Origin of the sequence: Streptomyces sp. SAT1 (assembly GCF_001654495.1) — a bacterium.
GTDB lineage: Bacteria > Actinomycetota > Actinomycetes > Streptomycetales > Streptomycetaceae > Streptomyces > Streptomyces andamanensis.
In genome coordinates, this window is the sequence record NZ_CP015849.1 from 224,499 (window position 1) to 245,091 (window position 20,593).

The following is a 20,593-nucleotide window of genomic DNA, read 5'->3' on the forward strand; positions in this document are numbered from 1 at the left end:
GGCACAGCGAGCACGGCGCGCCCGGCCGAGGTGACGGCGTCCGACAGTCCGTTCCCCATGGCTCTCTGGTCCGAGGCGGTCTGCTCCCGCCGCGCGATCCCGGACACGCTCGCGTCCGGCGCCCCGGCCCCGGGCACGACCGACCCCGACCAGGACCCGCTCCCCGCCGGGCCCCGCCTGCCACTGGCGCCGCCACCGCTGCGGCTCCCGCCCGCCCCCGGTTCCCCGGCCGGCCTCGCCGACCCTGCCGTCCTCGCCGCGCTGCTGCACTACTCCTACGGCCTGCTCCAGCACGATCCGACCCCGGGCGGCCGTCCGCTGCACCGCGCGGTGGCCTCCGCCCGCTGCCGCTACCCGAGCGAACTGACCCTGGTCACCCCCGAGGCGGCGTACCGCTTCGATGCCCTTCATCACCAACTCGTCGGCCTCGACGGCTCCTCGGCAGCCCGGCGGCCGCCCGCCCCGGGCTCGTCGGCGTTCCTGGTGATCACCAGCCGCTTCGCCCGCACCGCGCGCCTCTACGGCGACTACGCGCCGCGCCTGTGCGCCCAGGAGGCGGGGATGCTGCTGGGCGCGGTGCACCTGGTGGCCGCCGCACTCGGCCTGCGCGCCCGGCCCGGCGCGGACCTGGGGACCCTGCTCGGGCTGTGCGCGGACTGGCTGCCGGGCACTGGCGAACACCCGATGGCTTATGTGGAGTTGGGCTCCGAGTCGCGCTCCGTCGGCGGCCCGGCCACGCCGAGGACAGACGGACCGGCCTGGTTACCGCCCGACCTGGCCTCGGTGCTGCGTGCCCGCCACTCCGGTGCCGCGATCTTCGACCCGGACCCGGTGCCCGCCCCGGCCCAGTTGCTCCCCGACCTCGGCGCCGCCCTCGCCGACGCGCCGTTCGACGACTTCTCCTGCCATCTGCTGGTCGGCCGGGTCACCGGCACCGAGCCGGGGCACCATGTGCACAACGGCGGACGGACCCGCCTGGTGTACGACGGCGACCCGCTCCCGCTGCTGGAGCAGATCGGGCAGACCGAGGGCCGGGTGTCGGTGAACTTCCGCGCCACCGCCTGCACGGCCTACATCGCCGTCCGGCGCGGCGAGGCGGTGGCGAAGTACGGCGCGGACGCGTTCCGCAGGCTGCATCTGACCGCGGGGGCGGTGGCCCACCGCATCTGTGTCGTCGCCGCCCGGCACGGGCTCTGCGCCCGGGTGCACAACGGCTACGACGCCGCCCGCGCCGCACACCTGCTGGGCCTGTCCCCGGACGAGGAGACGGTCCTCTTCCAGGTGGCCCTCGGCACGGCGCGGCCCAGCGCCTCCTTCCGGGTCCCGGTGGTCTTCTGATGAGCCCCGGAACTCCGCACGCCCACCCCGCCCCCGCCCCCGTGGCCGCCTGCCCCACCGCCGGCCCACGCTCCACGCCCCCCGCCGACCTCCTCTCCTCCCCCGTCGGCGTACGCGTCGCCGGCCTGCCCACCAGCGCGCTGGACGCCTCCCGCATCCCGCGCAGCACCGAACTCGCCGTGCGGATCGCCTCGTTGGACCGGCGACTCGCCCTCGACGCGGCGCGTCTCGGCGAGGAACTGTACGCAGTGATCGGCACGGAGGCCGCACGCCCGTTCAAGGCCCGGCTGGTGGGGCTGCGCCGAGCCGTCCACCAAGGCGTTCGTATCGCCGCACTGCTGGACAGGGCGGCCCCTCCGCACGTCCTCGGCGCCGACCTCGCCGAGGGCCTGCACCGGCACGCCGCCCTCCTCGGCGCCCGGGACAATCTCTTCGCCGAACTGGAGCGCACCCTCCCCGCCGAGACCCGTTCCGCCGCGGCGGCCCTGGCGGGGCTCGTCGAGGACCGGCCGTTCGCCGCCGGTCTCGGATACGCCAGCGCCGATCTGTACGCGGACGTGCTGCGCTGGCGCGAGCGCGCCCGAGCCGGACGACGGCCGCTGGACGGGGCGGCCGTCCGGCTGGCCAAGTACGCGGCCCGCGCGATGGCCAAACCCAGCCCGCTCACCACCTTCGCCGCGAGCGGGTTCGGCCGCTGGGCGGCGGACGCGGGCGCCGCGGTACGCCTGGAGAGCACCGCGCGGACCGAGGTGGCCGAAGCCAGTCTGCTGCCGCTGTCCCGGATCGCCGCCGCGCTCGCCCTGCTGCCCGAACTGGACGCGGCCGTGGAGCTGCGGGTCAACCCGTGGGCCACCCGGGTGCGCTCCCCCGGCGGGGACGAGGAGTGGCTGTTCACCGTGCCGGGCCCCTCCGGCGCCGTACGCTCGCTGCCCGCCACACCGGCGCTGGAGGCGATCCTGACGGCGGTCCACGAGGCCGGAAGCCCGCGGCGGCTGCGCGCCCTGCTCGGCGCGTCCGGCTCGACCGGTGACACCGCCGTCCCGACCGGTGGCGCCCCTGTCCCGACCGGTGGCGCTCCTGCCCGGCCCCGGGCGGCCACCGCCGACGCCGTCGTCGCACAACTCGTCCGGCTGGGCCTGCTGGAGGTACGCCTGGGCCTCCCGGACCAGGAACTCGACGCGGCCTCGCTCTGCGACTGGCTCGGCGAGCGGCTGCCCGCACCGCACGACGCGCAGCCGGCCGAAGAACAGCCCACTGCCGGACGGCCCACCGACACGCAGTCGTCCGACATACCGGCGGCCGTTCCACCAGCGACCGATCCACGGACGGCCGACCGCGTCACGCTCCTGCTCGCCGATCTGCGCGCGATCCGCGACGGAGCGGACGCCGCCCGCACCGCCGAGCCCGCCTCCCACGGTCGTATCGCCGCCGCCATGCACATCCGCACCAGGGACGCGGCCCACCGGCTCGGACTGCTCGGTCCGGCCGGGCAACCGGAGGGCGGCACACCCTACTTCCACAACACCGTCGTCACCGGCACCGCCGCCGTCCTCGACCCGGCCGCCTGGCGGACCGCCCTCGCGGATCTCGCCCTGGTGCCCGCCCTGCTCGCCCCCTTCGACGCGCTCGCGCCCCGGCGAGAAGCGCTGGGCCGGCGCGCCGCGACCGCCTACGGGCCGGGCTTCGTACGGCCGTTGTCCACCTTCCTCAAGGACTTCGGCGCCCACTGGGACCGAGCCGAACCGAACGGGCCGGACGCACCGGCTTCAGGGTTCGCCACCGCGCGGGACGCGGGACGGCAGGACGGACTGCGCCGTCTGATCTCCGGTACCGCGCCCGGCCCCGACGGCACGGTCCGGCTCGATCCACGAGCCGTCCGCGAGCTGTGCGCCACCTGGCCCGAGCCGCACACCTCCGGCGACCGCCACACCTGCTACGTCCAGACACTGCCCCACACAGGCACAGACTCACACCCAGGCTCACACCCAGACGCACACACCGGCACCGGACTCGCCCTGGTGCTCAACACGGTCACCGGCGGCCACGGCACCGGCCGCACCCGGACCGCCCGCCTCCTCGGCGCACCGCACACACACCCGGACCCGAACACCACCGTCACAGCGCCCGAGAGCGCACAGAGCAACCTCCTGTACGCCGAGTTCGACGCCGCCTTCGGCAGTGCCCTCAACCAGCGCGCCCCCGCCACCCGGTACGCGATCGACCTCGACGGCTCCACCTCGCACCGGCCCCCCGGCCGGCTGATCCGCCCCGCCGATCTGGACGTCGCGCACGACCGGCACACCGGGCACCTGCGCCTCATCCACCGCCCCACCGGCCACGTCGTACGACCGCTGCACCTGGGCCTGCTCGCCACCCCGCTGCTTCCGCTGCCGGCCCGGCTGCTGGTGGAGGTCTTCGGCCCGGCCTCGTACACCTTCTGGTCGGACTGGCCCCAGCTCTGGCAGTTCCTCCCGCCGGACCCGGCCGCCGCCCCGTCCGGCCCCGGCGCGGGGACGGCACCCGGAACGGGCTGGACGAAGATGCCCCGGCTCGCCCTCGGAAGCGTGGTGCTGCGCCGCGCGACATGGTTCGTCGACCGGGGACAGGCGCCCGTACGTGCCGCCGGGGAGCGGAACGCCGCCCACCTGGTCCGGATACACGCCTGGCGCGCCGCCCTCGGCCTGCCCCGGCGCTGCTTCCTGCGCGTGCTCACCCCGCGACCCGCCGGGGGTTTCACGGGTCCCGCGCTGCACGACAAGGACCGCAAGCCGGTCTACCTCGACTTCGCCCATCCCCATCTGCTGCGTGTCTTCGAACGGGCGGCGGCCACGGACCGGCCGCTTCTCCTCACCGAGGCCCTGCCCGACCTCCATGACGCGCCCGCCCACCGGGACGGCCGCCGCCACGCCGCCGAATTCCTGATCGAGCTGCCCGCCACCACGGTCCCGGCGCAACAGAGGCGGTCGGAAACATGCTGACCCCTACCGCCGACGGCGCACCGGCCCACGAGCCCGGCCGAAAGCCGAAGGGCCGGGAGACGGAAGTCCGGGAGACGGCAGGCAGCGGCACAGAAGGCACGGACGACTCCGGGTCGACGGACCGGTGGGTGAGTGCTCACGTGTTCACCGCTCACCCGCTGGACCTGGTGATACGCGACCTGGTCCGCGAGGTCTCCGGCGAACTGCGCCGACGCGGCCTGATCGACCTCCTCTTCTTCCTCCGCCACTGGCAGGGCGGCCCCCATCTGCGCCTGCGGGTGCGCCTCACCGAACCGGCCGCAGAACCGGCGGTGCGCGCCGCGCTGGCCGCCCACGCCGAGACGTTCTTCCAAGCCCTGCCCGCCTCCGCTGCCATGACGGAACATCAATACCGGTCGCTCGCCGCGGAGTTGTCCGCTCATGAACCGGAGAGCGAGCCCGGGACCCTGGCGCCCAACGACACCCTGGCGTTCCTCCCCTACCGGCCCGAACACGCCAAGTACGGCCGGGGCGCGGCGCTGCGCGCGGCCGAGGAGTCCTTCGCGGCGTGCAGTGAGCTGGCCACCGCCGCCGTGACCGCCCGCCGGAGCACGGCCCAGCGGACGGCGTACTGCTTCGCCCTGCTGACCGGCACCCTGGACCCGCGCACCGCCCCGCCCGCGCGGCGTCCGGATCCGGCGGTGGTGGCGCAGTACCGGGGCCGACGCGACGTGCTGCTCGGCGTCGCCCGCGCGGCGCGGGCGGCGCACGCGGCGGCGCCGGAACAGGCGCCCGCGGCGCGCGAGCGGGCCGACGCCGACCCGGTGGCCCGCTGGCTCACCTGCTGCCGCCGCGCCCAGCGGGAGGCCGCCGATCCCGCCCGGCTCGCCGGGCACCTGACCCACCTGGCGTGCAACCGCCTGGGCGTACGCCTCGACCAGGAGGCGGCCTTGCGCGGCCTGGCCCGGCTCGCCGTGGCGGAACTCACCGGCAGCGCCGGTCCCGCATGACCGCGGCCCCCGCCGGGAAGCCCCGGTCGACCGAGAACCACGAAGGAGGCACTCCCCATGGCAGGCAACCCGCCGGCGGCCGAACCCCAGTGGCGCGCGGCTCATGTCGCGTACTTCGGCGACGACACCGACCAGCTGATCCTGCGGGCCGTACGGCCGGTCATCGAGCGCTGCGCCGCTCACGGCGCCGCGGCCCATGTGCTGCGGCACTGGCGTCGCGGGCCGCATCTGCGCCTGGTGGTCCGGGCCACACCCGCCGTCTTCGCCGAGGTGGTGGAGCCCGCCGTACGCGAACTGATCGGCGGCCATCTGCGGGCACACCCGTCCACGGCGCCCGCGCCCGACGAGGACGCGCTGCTGCCGCTGCACCGCCGCCTGGCCGAGGCCGAACGGGAGACCGGCCCGCTGACCCCCTTCTACCCGGACAACTCCATCACCTGGGAGGAGCACGACCGCCGGATCGACGTGCTCGGGTGCCCGGTGGGCGCCGACGAGCTCGCCCTGTTCTACGAGCGCACCAACGACCTGCTGTTCGAACACCTGGAGGCCGTCGCCGCCGGTCTGCCGCGCGAGACACTGGCCCTGCGCCTGATGCTCGCCACCGCGCACACGCTGTGCCGGCATCCGCAGGACCCGTCGATCCGGCGCGGGTTCGTCTCCTTCCGCTCGCATGCCGAGGGGTATCTGAGCACGGCCGGTCCGCGGGCGCGGCAGGGCTTCGAGCAGCGCTACGCGGCCAACCGCGCGGTGCTCACCGCGCAGGTGCGTGCCGTGGTCGCGGCCTTCGACCCCGTCCCGCCCGGACCCGTCCCGCCCGGTCCCGGCCTGCCCGCGACCGATGTGCCCGCGTCCGCCACACCTGCGCCGGGCCGCGGGTCCGCGTCCGATACGTCCGGTGCCGGTGCCGGTACCCTCGCCGAGCCGGGCGGGGCTGCGACGCTGCACCGCTGGGTGGCCGCGATCGATCCGCTGGGCAGCCGCTGGACCGCGTTGTACGAGGCCGGTGAGATCCCCGAGGCGGAGATACCGGACGACGAGGAGAACGGCATCGGCGGCCTGCTCTCCGCCAGCCCGCTGCACCGGGCGATCAGCGGCAGCGCGACGTACAAGCGGATGATGTACCGCGATCCGCGCTTCCTGAGGTACCGCCTCATGCTCAACTACACCTATCTCCACCTCACCCGGCTCGGCCTCCCGGGGCTGAGCCGCTATCTGCTCTGCCATCTGGCGGCCGACGCCGTGGAGGAGGTCTACGGGGTCAGCGCGCTCCGACTCGTCCTGGCCACCGCCGAGAACAGCGGCACCGCGAGCGGCACCGAGGCCGAGAAGGCCAAAGAGACCAAGGAGACCGAGGAGACCGAGGAGACCAAGGAGACCGACGAGAGCGGTGGCCGTGCCCCGCGGGCCGTCGTCGCACCCGCGCGGACCCGCGGATGACGGCCCCCGCACCGGCTGCCGGTTCCGGCACCCGTCCCCCGTCCGACGAGACCGGCGGTGCCGCGGCACGCCGCTACCACGCCCGGTACGGCAGTGTGCTGCCCGCCATCGACCCGGCGGCGGGCAGCACGCCGCCCAAGCACCATCCGGGGGCGCGCGTCCTCCCGCTGCCGTATCCGCCGGCCTTCCCGCCCGCTCCCTCGGCGGACCGCCCTTCGCCGTCCCCGGACCATGGCCTCGCGCCGGACCCGCAGGACCTGGGCCACCTGGGCGCCCTCCTCGCGCTGCTGAACGGCGTCACCCGCGCCGACTGGACGGACGGACGCGTACGCGCCGGACGTCCGGTGCCGTCCGGTGGCGGCGCCTATCCGGGCGAGGTGTATGTGGCGACCGCCTCCGGTCTCGGCCACTACCTGCCGGCGGCGCACGCCCTCGAACTGCTCTCCGAGGCCGATCTGCGCGCCGACCTCGCCGGTGCGCTGAGCCCGCCTCCGGCGGTGCCGCCGGAGGTGCTGCTGCTGATCAGCAGTCGGCTGGGGGCGAACCTGGCCCGCTACGGACCGTTCGGCCACCGCCTCCAGGCGCTCGACACGGGTGTGCTGGCCGGGCAGGCGCTCACCCTGCTGGAGTCGGCCGGTGCCGCGCCGACGGCGCACGCGCTGTTCGCGCAGGAGCGCGTGGGGCGGCTGCTCGGCCTGGACGCGGAGACGGAACACGTCCACGCCGTCGTCACCGCCGGGCGGCCGGGCCCCGTGGCGTCCGCCACCGCGTTGCTGAACCGCCGTACGGCCAGGGCCGGTTACGAGCCCGTCCCGGTTCCGCTGGCCCTTGTACTCGGCGTTCTGGACCGGGCGGCCCGCCCGGTGGCACTGGACCACACCGCGCCCGCCGACTGCGACCTCTACGTGGTGGCCCACCGCGTCACCGGGCTCGCGCCCGGCTGCCACCGCCGCGATCCGCGCACCGGGCGGCTGGTGCCGGTCGCCGACGGCGTCAGCGCGCGGGAGCTGTTCCCGGCGGGCGGTCCGGGCGAGCTGGCCGCCTTCGAAGCCGCCTGCGCCGTGGTGGTGACCGGGAACTACGAGGCGGGATATCCGGTGTACGGGGACCGCTGGTACCGGATGCTCAATCTGCGGGCGGGCGTCCTCGGCCAGCGCATCGGCCTGGCGGCGGCCCGTGCCGGACTGGGTGCCGGGCTGCGCTGCGACACCGACACCGGGGCCGCCGACGCCGCCCTGCGCACACCCCCGGACCGTACGACGCTGCTGGCCGCACTGCTCGGGCCGGAACGCCGCGCGGGCGCGCCCTCCCACCACCTGCTCTTCAGCCCGGGTGTTCCGCCTCCTCCCACCGGGTGACCCGTCCTGCCCTCAGCGAATCAGCCGACCGTGCCCCCCTTCCCCAGCCGAGGACACCGTGCTCGCCTCCGACTCCGTTCCCTTTCTGCGTCCCGACGTCTTCGTCACCCCGAGCGGCAGCGGCACCGTGCACGTGCGCTCCAGCCGCGGCACCGATCTGATCGCCGCGCCGGGCATCGCCGCCTGGCTGGACCGGCTCGCGCCGTTCCTCGACGGCACCCGGACGGTCGACCAGCTCGTCTGCGGTCTCGACGAGAAGCGCCGCGCGGTGGTCCTGCGCGTCCTGCGGCTCCTCGACGCGCACGGCCTGCTCGACGAGCGGTCCGCCACCGGACCCGACCCGCGCGCCGCCGCCCACGCGAGGATGCGGGTGCTGCTCTACGGCGACCCGGAGCACACCCGCGCCCAGGCGGACGCGCTGCGGCTGACCGGCCTGCACACCACCACGGCGCTCAAGGATCTCGACGCCGTCCGGACAGCGGTGGCGGCGGGCGGCCACGACGCGCTGCTGCTGCTCACGGCGGACGCCGACACGCGGTCCGTCGCCCGGCTCGACGAGGACTGCCGCAGGCACGGCCTGTGGTTCGCCGCCGCCGTCCGCGACGCCGAAGCCTGGTGGCTGGGCCCGTCCCTCGCCCCCGGCGCCGAGCGCGCGGCGGGCGGCTGGGCGGGCGCCTGGCTGCGGGTCCACGGCACCCGGGCCGCCGACCGTGCCGCGCAGCCCCGTACTCCTGTCCCCCGCCCCGCCCTGGGTGCGGAGGCGGCCGCCGTGCTGCTGGCGCACCGGTTCCGGCAGGCTGTCCTGGACCCGGCCGCGCCCGAACCCCTCGTGCGGCTGGACGCCGCCGCGCTGACCACCACCCGGCACCGCTACCGGCCCCATCCGGCCGCGCTGCCGGCCGCACCGGAGTCCGCCGAGCGGCTCCTCGCCCGGATCGCGGCCCTGCGCGGCGGCCCGGCGGTCGGCGACGAGGAGTTCTCGCGGCGTGCCGCGGACTGCATCGACCCACGGTCCGGGCTGCTCGCGGAGCTGGACGAGGGCGGGCTGCCGCAGTTCCCCCGGCACGCGTCCAGCGCCCTGGTGCGCGATCCGCACACCGGCCGGGCCGGGCACCGGGTCCACGCCACCGGCCGCGACTTCACCGACGCACGGCTGCGCACCGCACGACGCGCCCTGCTCCACTACGCTCAACTCGCCCTCGATCCGAGGCGGTTCGTCGACACTCCGGAGGGACCCGCGCTGTGGGCCTGGTCCCCGGAGCCGGGCACGGCCCGCCTGGTCCCGGCGGCCTCCGTGTCCGCTCGGGCGCCGCGCGTACCGCGCGGACTCGGCGCGGGCGCCACGTTCGACGAGGCGCTGGCGGCGGCATTGGGTGACCTGCGCGGCCCCGCGCGCGGCGCGCTGATCGTTCCGCTCGACCACGACCCGGCGGCCACCGAGGTCCTGCCCTACCTGCTGAAAGCGGTGCGCTGCGATGACTGAGACCCTGCTGCCCGTCGCCGCGCGGCTGCACCACGACGGCGGTCTCGTCGGCGGTGCCCTGGCCCGGCGGCTGAAGACCGCGTCACCGGCGCACGGGACAGGCATCAGGATCTTCTCCGCCGATACTCCTGACGCCTTGTCATCTCTGCTGTCCGATCAGGACGTCGGTGGAGAGCCGTGCCTGCTCGTCGTGGCGGAGCTGGACCGCGTGGTCGTCGGCCCGCTGGTCCGGCCCGGCGTCCCCGGCTGCCATCGGTGCCTCGCGGCCCGCCGCTCCGGGGCACGGGCCGACGCGGCCGAGGCGGCGGCCCTCGAAGCCGCTCACGGCAGCCGCCTGACCGGCATGGTGTCCCCGCTGCTCACCCCGCCGGCCGCCGATCTCGCCGCGATCCTCGCTCTGCACCGGCTCACCGCGGCGGACGGCACCACTCCCGCCGTCACCATGCTCCGCCTCGCCGATCTGGGGATCAGCCGCCACACCTTCCGGCCCGATCCGCACTGCGCGCACTGCGGCGGCCTGCCCGACGACCGCGCCGCCGGTGCCGTGATCCCGCGCGTCCCCCGGCCCAAACCGGACCCGGCGGTCCTGCGGGTACGGGACCTGCGTGCCGAGCGGACGGAGCTGGAGGCCCGCTACGCCGACGACGAGACCGGTGTCCTCAAGGGGCTGCGCACCCGCGGCCTGCACACGCTGCCGTTCGCCGAGGCCAAGGTCGGCCCGCCCGAGTCGGTCGACGGCGGGTACGGCCGCGCACTCGACTTCCGTACCGCCAGGGTCACCGCGGTCGCCGAGGCGCTGGAGCGGCTGGGCGGGGGCCGCCCGGGAGGACGGCGCACCGTGGTGCGCGGCAGCCACCGCGAACTGGCCGCCCTGCACCCCGACGGCGTACTGGACCCGGCGACCACCGGCAGCCATGAACCGCACCGCTACCGGGAGCCGGGCTTCCCCTTCCAGCCGTACCACCCCGATCTCGTCCTGCCCTGGGTCTGGGGCTACTCGCTCACCCGGGAGCGCCCGGTCCTGGTCCCCGAGCAGCTGGCCTACTACCGGCTGGGCCGGCACAGCCCGGGGGACGTCCGGCCGTTCGTCTCCGAGATCTCCAACGGCTGCGCGCTCGGCGGCTGTGTGGAGGAGGCCGCCCTGTACGGTCTGCTGGAACTCGCCGAGCGCGACGCCTTCCTGCTCACCTGGTACGCCCGGCTGCCGGCGCCCGCGCTCGATCTGCGCTCCGCGCACGACCGGCGGATCGGTCTGCTCGCGGACCGGATCCGCGAGAGCACCGGCTACCGCGTCGAGGTGTTCGACGTGACCGGCGCGGAGGGCATCCCCAGCTTCTGGGCCGCCGCCGTCGACACCCGGCCGGGCACCGGATCCGGGGCGGGGGCAGCGCGTCCGAGCGTGCTGTGCGCCGGGGGCTCGGGGCTCGATCCCGAACGCGGTGTCTTCGGCGCGCTGCACGAACTGGTCACCGCCGTCGAGGCGTACCGGATGATCTACCCGCAGCGCGTGGCGGACGCCGCCCGGATGCGCGACGACCCCGAGCAGGTGCGGCTGATGGACGATCACGCGCTGCTGTACTGCGATCCGGTGGCCGCCCGCCGCCTGGACTTCCTGCTCGGTCCCGGCGGCGGGCCGCCTCGGGAGCGCACCGGTCTGCGGGAGCTGACCGACCGTCACGCCTGGCCGCGCCATGCCGATCTGCGCGCGGATCTGGACGAGTTGGTGGGCCGCTTCGCCGCGTCCGGTCTGGAGGCGATCGTCGTCGACCAGACCACTCCGGTGCACGCCGAGGCCCATCTCTCCTGTGTCAAGACGCTCGTCCCGGGCCTGCTCCCGATGACCTTCGGCCATCATCTGCGCCGGATCAGCGGTCTGGACCGTGTGCTGACCGCCCCGCACACCCTCGGCCACACCGCCGCGCCGCTCCGCCCCGAGGAGGTCAACCCGCATCCGCACCCGTTCCCGTGACCGCGTACGCGCGGGCGCGGGCGCGGGAATGGGTGTAGGCGCAGCCGCACGCGTCCGTCACGCGTGACCACGGGGCCCCGAGCGCCTGCTCGCGGCCCCGCCGTCCCCTCCCGTCCGGCGCCGGGTCAGACGAGCAGGACGCGCCGTCCGCGAGTGTGCCCGGCCTGGCTGTCGATGTGTGCCGCGGCGGCGTCGCGGAGCGGGTACGTCTTCTCGACCGGGATGTGCAGCCGTCCCCGCGAGATGAGGCCGACGGCCTCGGTGAGCGCGTCCGGCACGCTGCCGGCCACTCCGGAGAAGCGCGCTCCGAACTCCGGTGCGCCGAGGTCGGCGATGGAGACGACCTTGTGCGGATCGCCGGTCAGTTCGACGAGTTCGCGGATCACACCGGAGCCGGCCAGGTCGAGCGCCGCGTCGACGCGGCCGAGCCGCCGCACCCGCTCGACCCACCCGTCCCCGTACGTGGTGGCGAGGGCGCCCAGGCTCCGCAGATAGTCCTGGTTCGCCGCCCCGGCGGTGCCGATCACGGTGATGCCGCGCTCGCGGGCGATCTGGAGCACCGCCGATCCCACGCCGCCGGACGCGCCGCTGACCAGCAGCGTCTGCCCGGACCGCACACCGACCTCGCGGATGATGCGCAGCGCGGTCTCGACCACGGACGGGTACCCGGCCGCCTCCTCGAACGTGAGGTCCTCGGGCATCAGGGCCCAGGCCGACAGCACGGCGAACTCGGCGTAGGTGCTCGACCCTTCGCCGAACACCCGGTCTCCGATCGCGACCCCTTCGACGCCCTCTCCGACCTCGTCCACCACCCCCGCGGCGTCCAGGCCGACTCCGGCGGGCAGCTCGATGGGATGGGCCGCCAGGATCTGGCCCTCACGGATCCGCCAGTCGACGGGATTCACACCCGCCGCCCGTACGGCGACACGTATCTGACCTGGGCCCGCGTGGGGCTCCTCGGCGTCCAGGAGGCGCAGCACGTCCGGACCGCCGAACTCGGCGAAGCTCACTTTCTTCATGCCGCCGAACCTAACACTATCGGTTAGGTTTTCAAAACGGTTAGCCTTTTGCATCCGGTAGCGGTACTCGCGGTGCGCCCGCCGGGCGGCGCACGCACCAGGGGTCTCCTCACCAGCGGACGGCGGTGAAGTCGATGGGGCGGGGCCGCAGCAGCCGGGTGCGTTCCGTGAGGGAGCGCAACCGCCGGGACATCTCGTCGGCGGGCAGCCTGCGGCGGTCGCCGTGGCCCGGCAGGACCCACTCGAAGCGCAGGTGTGCGGCCACCCTGGCGAGGGAGGCGGCCAGCTCCTCAACCGAGTACCACGTCACGCTCTCCGCGACCTCCAGGTCACCGGTGGTGCGCGACCAGTAGAAGCTGTCCCCGGTGAAGCAGTACCGGTCGTCCGCGAGGTAGAGGACGCTCCCCCGGGTATGGCCGGGCAGCGGCAGAGCGGTGACGCCCTCGCCGACGTCCACCGCGTCCAGGCCGCCGATCACCCGGTCCGCGTCCGGTGCCGCGTCGAGGTCGCCCTCGTGGATCCACAGCCGGGCGCCGAAGCGGTCCGCGTAGTCACGGCCGTGGGCGGCGTGGTCCCGGTGGGTGAGCAGGACGTCGGTCACGGGTCCGACGGCCGCGTACCGTGCGGCGAGGGCGGGGCTCCAGCGCGGGGTGTCGATCATCATCACGCTGCCGGACGGCCGCTTGAGCAGGTAGGAGTTGGCTCCCGCGGTGTGCCGGGAGTTGTGGCCGCAGATCAGCACACCGTCGTCCAGGGCCATCGGGAAGGGGTCGAGCGCCGGGTCGGGCCGCCCGGTCGCCGGGCGCACCGAGCGGGTGGGGCAGGCGAAGGCGGCGGCGTGTAAGCGCCTCGTCTCCGCCTCGTCGCGCGGCGCCCGCAGCATGTGCGAGCGTCCTTGCGACTCGCCGATCAGCTCCGGTGCGAACTGCCGTGCGACATCGCAGTTGGTGCACCGGTCGTCCACGTACCAGCCGTCCATGGCAGGGCTCCTTCCAGCGGGAGCGGCCCCGGCCGGGGCCGCCCTCCAGGGATACGCCACCGGGCGGCGGGACCGGTAGGTCCCGCAGAGCTTGCGCTTGGCGACACCACCCTCTCTCACCGCCCGCCGGAAAGGGTGGTTCATACCTGATTGTCCCACCCTTCGGGGCGGTCAGGCGTCCCAGGTCCAGTCGGTGACCTCCGGCAGGTCCGTGCCGTGCTCGCGGATCCAGGAGTGGTGGCGCAGCCGCACGTCCTCCATGCGCTGGCGCACGGCTGCGGCGCGCACCGCGAGGCCGGGGACGCGGTCGATGACGTCCATGACGAGGCGGTAGCGGTCGAGGTCGTTGCCGACCACCATGTCGAACGGGGTGGTCGTGGTGCCGATCTCCTTGTAGCCGCGGACGTGCAGGTGCTGGTGGCCGGAGCGGCGGTAGGCCAGGCGGTGGATCAGCCACGGGTAGCCGTGGTAGGCGAAGATCACCGGCTTGTCGGCGGTGAACAGACCGTCGTACTCGAAGTCGGTCATGCCGTGCGGGTGTTCCTCACGGGGCAGCAGCCGGGCGATGTCCACGACGTTCACCACGCGCACGGCGAGTCCGGGCAGCTCGCGGCGGAGCAACTGGGCCGCGGCCAGCACCTCCTGGGTGGGCACGTCGCCCGCGCAGGCCAGGACGACGTCCGGTTCGCGGGAGCCGTCCTCGGTGCCCGCCCAGTCCCAGACACCGGCTCCGCGCGCGCAGTGCGTCTTCGCCTGCTCCATGGAGAGCCAGTCGAAGCAGGGCTGCTTCCCGGCGACGATCACATTGACGTAGTCGCGGCTGCGCAGGGCGTGGTCGGCCACCGACAGCAGGGTGTTGGCGTCCGGCGGGAAGTAGACCCGTACCGCCTCGGGACTCTTGTTGAGGATGTGGTCGACGAAACCGGGGTCCTGGTGGGAGAAGCCGTTGTGGTCCTGGCGCCACACATGCGAGGTCAGCAGGTAGTTGAGGGAGGCGATGGGCGCGCGCCAGGACAGCCGGCGGGTGGTGCGCAGCCACTTGATGTGCTGGTTGACCATCGAGTCGACGATGTGAGCGAACGCCTCGTAGCAGGAGAACAGCCCGTGCCGTCCGGTGAGGAGGTAGCCCTCCAGCCAGCCCTGGCAGGTGTGTTCGGACAGGATCTCCATGACCCGCCCGTGCCGGTCGAGGTGTTCGTCCACGTCCAGGGTCCGGGCCTGCCATGCCTTGCCGCTGGCGTCGTAGACGGCCTGGAGGCGGTTGGAGGCGGTCTCGTCGGGGCCGACGAGGCGGAAGTCGCGGCGGTCCGCGGTCGCGGCCATGACGTCGCGGAGCAGGTCGCCGAGGACGCGGGTCGGTTCGTGCAGGGTCGCGCCGGGCCGGTCGACCTCGACGGCGTGCTTCTCCAGCGGCGGCAGGGGCAGCTCGCGCAGCAGCAGCCCGCCGTTGGCGCGCGGGGCGGCGCCGAGCCGCCGGGTGCCGTGCGGGACGCAGGCCAGGACGTCCGGGCGGGGTGTGCCGTGCTCGTCGAAGAGTTCCCGCGGCCGGTACGAGCGCAGCCACTCCTCCAGTTGCCGCAGATGCCCGGGGTCGTCGCGCACGGCGGCCAGCGGGACCTGGTGGGCGCGCCAGGTGCCCTCCACGGGCAGGCCGTCGACCTCGGCGGGTCCGGTCCACCCCTTGGGGGTGCGCAGGACGATCACCGGCCAGCGGGGCCGCTCGGTGGCGCCGTCCTCGCGGGCGGCGCGCTGGAGGGCGGTGATCCGGTCGACGGCGGTGTCCATCGCGGCGGCCAGGGCCCGGTGCACCGCGGCCGGTTCGTCGCCGGTGACATGGATCGGGTCGTGCCCGTAGCCCCTGAGCAGGGCGTCGAGTTCCGCCTCGGGGATCCGGGCGAGCACCGTGGGGTTGGCGATCTTGTAGCCGTTGAGGTGGAGGATCGGGAGCACGGCTCCGTCGTCGACCGGGTCGAGGAACTTGTTCGCGTGCCAGGACGCGGCCAGCGGTCCGGTCTCCGCCTCGCCGTCGCCGATGACGCAGGCCACCAGCAGCCCGGGGTTGTCGAGGGCGGCGCCGTAGGCGTGCGCGAGGGAGTAGCCCAGTTCGCCGCCCTCGTGGATCGAGCCGGGTGTCTCGGGCGCGACATGGCTGGGGACCCCGCCGGGGAAGGAGAACTGCCGGAACAGCCGCTCCATCCCGGCCATGTCCCGGGTGACGTCCGGGTAGGTCTCCGTGTACGAGCCCTCCAGCCAGGAGTTGGCCAGCACCGCGGGCCCGCCGTGCCCGGGTCCCCAGACGCACAGCGCGTCCAGGTCCCGTGCCTTGATGACGCGGTTGAGGTGGGTGTGGACCAGGTTGAGCCCGGGAGAGGTGCCCCAGTGGCCGAGCAGCCGCGGTTTGATGTGCTCCCGGCGCAGCGGCTCGGTCAGCAACGGGTTGGCGAGGAGGTAGATCTGACCGACGGCCAGGTAGTTGGCGGCCCGCCAGTGGGCGTCCAGTGACCTCAGTTCCTCCTCCGTCAAAGGGGTGTGCGCCTGCTGCGTGTCGACGGACATCGGGTTCCTTTCCGTGTCGGTGCACGGTCCGGGCGGCGGCGGGTTCCGGCCGGTGGCTCCCGCCGTCCGCCGAACGGACGGGTACCCGCGGGAGCGGTCCGTGCCACAGGATCGCCGGTGTCGCAGGGCCGATCGGCCGAAAGGTACGGGGCGCCGCCCGGACGGCCGACCGGGGCGTCCGGCGCACCGGCCCGGGGGCGCCGCCCGCACCGCTGCGCGCACCGGCCCCGCGCGCGCGTGCCGCGTGCGTGCCGTGCGCGGGAGCCGTCGGCGCGATGGTCAGTTCCGACAGGTGCTGTCGCGGGACGGCAGGACGCCGGTCGTCAGACAGGCGTTGACGGCGTGCTCGACGCAGGCGTTCCCCGGGGCACGCCGTGGTAGGTCTCCGGGTCGCGTGAGGCCGCCGACCGGTCAGCGCACTGGCTCGCGGTCTGGACGGCGAACGTGCCGTCCGTGTCCGGGGCGGCCAGACCGGTGAGGGCCTGCTCCAGGCTCGGAGTGGGGCCGGCCCTGGCGCCGCGGGCGGCCCGCAGGAGCACCCGGACGTCGGCGGCGCAGCCCGCGTACGTCTCGTCGCTGTCGCCCGCGGTGACGTTCCACAGGAGCTGCGGCAGGTTGCCGCTGTCGACGGTGTGGGCCTCGGCGCACCGTGCCCCGGCCCGGTCGAGCGCCGTGCCCTCGGCGCCCTCCGGGCCGTCCGCGTCCTCCGGGCCGTCCGCTCACCTGTGCCAGGCCGGGGTCTGGCGCCGACACGGAGTCCCAACCGCTGCCCGGCATGGCCCAGTTGGAGGTGCTGGCCGAACAGATGCGGGCCGCCGGACCGCCGGCCGTCCTGGACGTGCTCGGTGACCGCAGCCGGGTACCGGCCGCGGCCCGGCTGACCGCGTACCGCCTGGGGTGGGAAGCCCTCACCAACACGCTCCGGCACACCCCGCACGGCACCCGGGTCAGGGTCAGGGTCGTGAGTCTGGCCGAAGGTGTCACCGTGGATGTCGTCGACGGCGGCCCCGGCGGGCGAAGCACCGGCCCCGGCGCCGGGGCACGGCATCGCCGGACGCGCGAGCGGACAGCCGCCCACGGCGGGCGGCTGTCGGCCGGGCCGCTCCCGGACGGCGGCCGGCATGTCGGCGCGCACCTCGGCCTCGGTGACGGGACGACAGGGGCGTACGGCGGTGCCACGCGTCCTGATCGCCGACGACGAGGCGCTGCTGCGCATGGCGTTCCGCACCGTCCTGGGCGCGCAGCCGGACATGGAACCGGTCGGCGGCGCCGCCGACGGCGAGGAGGCGGTGCGGCTCGCCCGGCGGCTGCGGCCCGACGTGGTCCTCATGGACGTACGGATGCCGGGGACGGACGGGATCGAGGCGACCCGGCGGATCGTGCGGACGGTGCCGGACAGCAAGGTGCTCTTCCTCACCACCTCCGGCCTCGACGAGTACGCGTTCGCCGGGCTCCGGGCTGGCTCCGGGCGGGTGCGTCGGGCTTCCTGGTGAAGAACGCCCGCCCCGAGCGCCTGCTCGCCGCCGCCCGCGAGGTGGCGGCGGGCGACGCGGCCGTCTCCCCGCGCGTCACCCGCCGCCTGCCGGACACCTGTGCCGCGCGTCTGCCGAGCGGCGGCGGCACCGGGCAGGAGGAGCGGCTGCGGCCGCTCACCGCGCGCGAGCGGCAGGTGCTCGCCCGGGTGGGCCGCGGTCTGACTGACCGACGCCGAGATCGCGGACACGCTGCATCTCGCGGAGACGGCCGTGAAGTCCCATCTGGGGCGGATCCTCCAGAAGACCGGGCTGCGCGACCGCGCGCAGGCCGTGGTCCTCGCCCACGAGAGCCGCCTGGTGCGGCCCGATCTAGGATGAGACGTCCTGGACACATGTACGAGAGGGAGGCTGTCCATGCTGGCTGCCGTGGCCGACGCGCCGGGCCGGCTCGCGGAGGCGGTGGCCGTGCGCGAGGTGGACGGGCCCCCGGCCCCCGGCGCGGGCGAGGTCGTGGTGCGCATGGTCGCGTCGACCGTCAACCCCTCCGACGCGGTCACCGTGTCGGGCGCGTACGGGTCACGGACCACGTTCCCCCTGGTCCCGGGCTTCGAGGGCGTGGGCGTGATCGAGGCCGCCGGGCCGGGCGTGCCGCCGGGGGCGGTCGGCCTGCGGGTGCTTCCGCTGGGTTCGGCGGGGGCCTGGCAGCAGTACAAGCGGCTCGCGTACCCCTGGTGCGTCCCCGTGCCGGACGACCTTCCCGACGAGGTGGCCTGTTTCGCCTACGTCAATCCGCTGACGGCCGTGACGATGGTCGAGCGGTTCTGCGGGCCGGGCGTGCGCCACGTGGTGGTCACGGCGGCGACCTCGGCCATCGGCGGGCAACTGGCGGAGCTGCTGGCCGGGCGCGGGATCACCCCGGTCGGCGTCGTACGGGGCACACCGGGCCGGACGGTGGCCGAACCCTCCCGGTGGCGGGCGGTGATCGCGTCGGACGGCCCCGGGTGGCGCGAACGGCTGCGGGCGGAGAGCGGCCCGGGAGGCGCCGACGTCGTCCTCGACTGCGTCGGGGGTGACGTGGGCGGCGCCGTGCACGCGCTGACGGCCGGCGCCGGTGTGTTCGTCCACTACGGCCTGCTGTCGGGGACGCCGCTCCCGGCGGAGTGCTTCACCGGCGGGGGTGCCCGCGTGGAGCTGTTCCGGCTGCGCGACGTCGTCCAGCGGACCGGCGGCCGCCACCTGCCCGCACTGTTCGCGCCGGTCTTCGAGCACCTGCGCCACGGCCGTCTGGGCACGGCCGTCGCACGGCGTGTCGGGCTCAGCGGACTCGCCGCACATCTCGGGAGCCCGGCGGCCGCGCAGCCGGGAAAGACCCTCATCGCGCTGCAGGCGTGACGACGCCGGAACGGCGGTCCGCGCAGCCGGTGCGCCGAGTCGGCTCCACCGGCCGCGCGGACGCCGTACGCCTACGGGTGGTAGATCTCCCGCAGGGCGGTGATCCGGCCGTGGCCGTCGACGCGGTAGGAGAAGTAGGGGCTGTTGGCGAGCTTGTGGTGCACCAGCCACCGCGGGGTGACCTCGACGGTGTCGGTGTCGTGGAGCACCTCGACGGTGGCGCCCGGCGCGAAGGACAGCGACCGGGTCGCTCCGCTCGGGGTGTAGATGACGTCCTCGTCGTTCTCGGTGTTCACCACGCACGTCTGCGGGGTGACGCGTACGACGGTCGTGCCCCGGACGTTCGCGGCCGACCTGAGTTCGAGGAAGTGCCGGTGACCGGCGGGCAGGTGGCAGGGCTTCCAGGTGGTGGCGGACACGGACGGGCTCTTCGCCGCCCGGCCCGGCGCGGCGCCCGCGGTGCCGCTGGTGGCGGCGAGCAGTGCGGCGGCGGAGGCCAGGACGGCGACGGCGGCGTGACGGTGGTTCATGAGCATCCTCTGCTACGAGGGATCCGCTGACGTCGAGGGAGAGGGCCGCCCGCGGGCGCGGGTTTCAGCGGGAGCCGACTGTGACGGGACGGTGACACGGAGCGTCGCGCGGCGGAGGCCGGCCGTCAGCGATCCGTCCTCGGCGCCGGCCCGGTTCCGCCGCCGCGGGCGGCGAGCAGGGGCCGCAGGTGGGCGTGGGCCCAGCCCGCCAGAGCGGTGGGCGTGGTGGTGACGGCGTCGCGGGGCTGCTCGGGGACCAGGGTGCGGGTGCCCGTGGTCATGCCGACGACGGCGTCCACCGCGTCCGGCGCCAGACCGGCCGCGGCCAGCGTCCGGCGGACGTCGTCGTCGGACACCGTACGGAGCCGGATCTCGCGGCCGAGCGCCGCCGTGAGGATCTGCGCGACGCGCCGCCACGACAGGTCCTCGGGGCCGTGGACGCCCTGGACGGTGCGGCCGTGCCAGGTGTCGCAGAGCAGCCGGGCGGCGGCGATGTCGCCGATGTCGCGGGGGTCGGTCCAGGGCAGGGTCCGGTCCGGGGCGTCGGCGGTGGTCAGCCGCCCGGCGGCCAGGTCGTCCAGGGAGAGGAGCAGGTTGGTGAAGAAGTAGCCGCAGCGCAGGTGGAGCACGTCGGCGCCGGTGGCGTCGAGCTGTTCCTCGACGGCGGCCAGTCCGTCGATGTGGCCCGCGCCGTGCCGCAGTTCCGCTCCGACGCTGCTGAGGAACACCACGCGCCGCACGCCCCCTTCGCGCACGGCGGCGGCCAGGCCCGCCCCGGTGCGGCGCGAGGTGCCCACCGGGTCCTCGGCGGTGTGCGGCGTCGGGTCCACCAGGAAGGCCGCGTCGGCGCCCGCCATCGTCTCGCGGACGAAGCCCGCGTCGGTGAGGTCGCCGCGGCGGGCGTCCACCCGCTCCCGGACGTCCGGCTCCAGCCGGGCCGGATCGCGCACCAGGACACGGGGGCGCACGCCGGCCTGGAGCAGCAGCCTGACCACCCGCGAGCCGACATGGCCGGTGGGGGTGGTGACGACGACGGTCATGGGGTCTCCTCGGTTGCGTGGTCCGGTGTGCCCGGCACCGTAACGGCCCT

Annotated in this window: 13 protein-coding genes and 1 pseudogene; 9 read left to right on the forward strand and 5 right to left on the reverse strand. The window is 75.1% G+C overall.

Annotated elements, in window-relative coordinates; translation table 11 throughout:
- Window positions 1–57: 57 nt before the first annotated feature.
- From A8713_RS00950 to A8713_RS00980, 7 genes are all read left to right on the forward strand, one after another.
- Entirely contained in the window at window positions 58–1,338 is a 1,281-nt protein-coding gene (locus A8713_RS00950; protein ID WP_159393056.1) for a nitroreductase family protein, read from the forward strand.
- Window positions 1,338–4,316 (forward strand): lantibiotic dehydratase, encoded by a 2,979-nt coding sequence (locus tag A8713_RS00955; RefSeq protein ID WP_159393057.1) that lies wholly within the window; start codon window positions 1,338–1,340, stop codon window positions 4,314–4,316. The genes A8713_RS00950 and A8713_RS00955 overlap by 1 nt, the downstream gene beginning before the upstream one ends.
- A 128-nt stretch (window positions 4,317–4,444) precedes the next feature.
- Window positions 4,445–5,305 carry a lantibiotic dehydratase C-terminal domain-containing protein gene (locus A8713_RS00960; protein ID WP_159393058.1) on the forward strand — a complete coding sequence of 287 codons (861 nt, stop codon included), beginning with the start codon at window positions 4,445–4,447 and terminating at the stop codon, window positions 5,303–5,305.
- A gap of 57 nt (window positions 5,306–5,362) precedes the next feature.
- The gene (locus A8713_RS00965) at window positions 5,363–6,742 is read left to right on the forward strand and encodes a lantibiotic dehydratase C-terminal domain-containing protein (protein ID WP_064530944.1); all 1,380 of its coding nucleotides are present in this window, start codon (window positions 5,363–5,365) and stop codon (window positions 6,740–6,742) included.
- Entirely contained in the window at window positions 6,739–8,100 is a 1,362-nt protein-coding gene (locus A8713_RS00970; RefSeq protein ID WP_064530945.1) for a nitroreductase family protein, read from the forward strand. The genes A8713_RS00965 and A8713_RS00970 overlap by 4 nt, the downstream gene beginning before the upstream one ends.
- A 58-nt stretch (window positions 8,101–8,158) precedes the next feature.
- Window positions 8,159–9,583 (forward strand): hypothetical protein, encoded by a 1,425-nt coding sequence (locus A8713_RS00975; RefSeq protein WP_064530946.1) that lies wholly within the window; start codon window positions 8,159–8,161, stop codon window positions 9,581–9,583.
- Window positions 9,576–11,552: a TOMM precursor leader peptide-binding protein gene (locus A8713_RS00980; protein WP_064530947.1), complete on the forward strand. Its 1,977-nt coding sequence runs from the start codon at window positions 9,576–9,578 to the stop codon at window positions 11,550–11,552. The genes A8713_RS00975 and A8713_RS00980 overlap by 8 nt, the downstream gene beginning before the upstream one ends.
- A 125-nt stretch (window positions 11,553–11,677) precedes the next feature.
- On the opposite strand, the gene A8713_RS00985 is transcribed toward A8713_RS00980, so the two are convergent.
- The 3 genes from A8713_RS00985 to A8713_RS00995 all read right to left on the reverse strand — a co-directional run bounded on the left by A8713_RS00985 (window position 11,678) and on the right by A8713_RS00995 (window position 16,106).
- Window positions 11,678–12,571, reverse strand: coding sequence for an NADP-dependent oxidoreductase (locus A8713_RS00985; protein ID WP_064530948.1), 894 nt, complete (start codon window positions 12,569–12,571; stop codon window positions 11,678–11,680).
- 109 nt (window positions 12,572–12,680) lie between these two features.
- Window positions 12,681–13,550, reverse strand: coding sequence for an MBL fold metallo-hydrolase (locus tag A8713_RS00990; RefSeq protein WP_064530949.1), 870 nt, complete (start codon window positions 13,548–13,550; stop codon window positions 12,681–12,683).
- Between the two features lie 171 nt (window positions 13,551–13,721).
- Complete coding sequence (locus A8713_RS00995; RefSeq protein ID WP_064530950.1) at window positions 13,722–16,106, reverse strand: phosphoketolase family protein; 2,385 nt, start codon at window positions 16,104–16,106, stop codon at window positions 13,722–13,724.
- Window positions 16,107–17,278: 1,172 nt separating this feature from the next.
- Between A8713_RS00995 and A8713_RS01005 the strand changes: the two are divergent.
- Both A8713_RS01005 and A8713_RS01010 read left to right on the forward strand, forming a co-directional pair.
- Window positions 17,279–17,959: pseudogene (locus A8713_RS01005) on the forward strand (response regulator transcription factor).
- A 36-nt stretch (window positions 17,960–17,995) separates the two neighbouring features.
- On the forward strand, window positions 17,996–18,973 hold the full coding sequence (locus A8713_RS01010; protein WP_064530952.1) for a zinc-dependent alcohol dehydrogenase family protein: 978 nt from the start codon (window positions 17,996–17,998) through the stop codon (window positions 18,971–18,973).
- Window positions 18,974–19,044: 71 nt separating this feature from the next.
- Here A8713_RS01010 and A8713_RS01015 read toward each other — a convergent pair whose 3' ends face one another.
- Both A8713_RS01015 and A8713_RS01020 read right to left on the reverse strand, forming a co-directional pair.
- Window positions 19,045–19,503, reverse strand: coding sequence for a hypothetical protein (locus A8713_RS01015; protein ID WP_064530953.1), 459 nt, complete (start codon window positions 19,501–19,503; stop codon window positions 19,045–19,047).
- 125 nt (window positions 19,504–19,628) lie between these two features.
- Complete coding sequence (locus A8713_RS01020) at window positions 19,629–20,543, reverse strand: NmrA family NAD(P)-binding protein (protein WP_064530954.1); 915 nt, start codon at window positions 20,541–20,543, stop codon at window positions 19,629–19,631.
- Window positions 20,544–20,593: the final 50 nt, after the last annotated feature.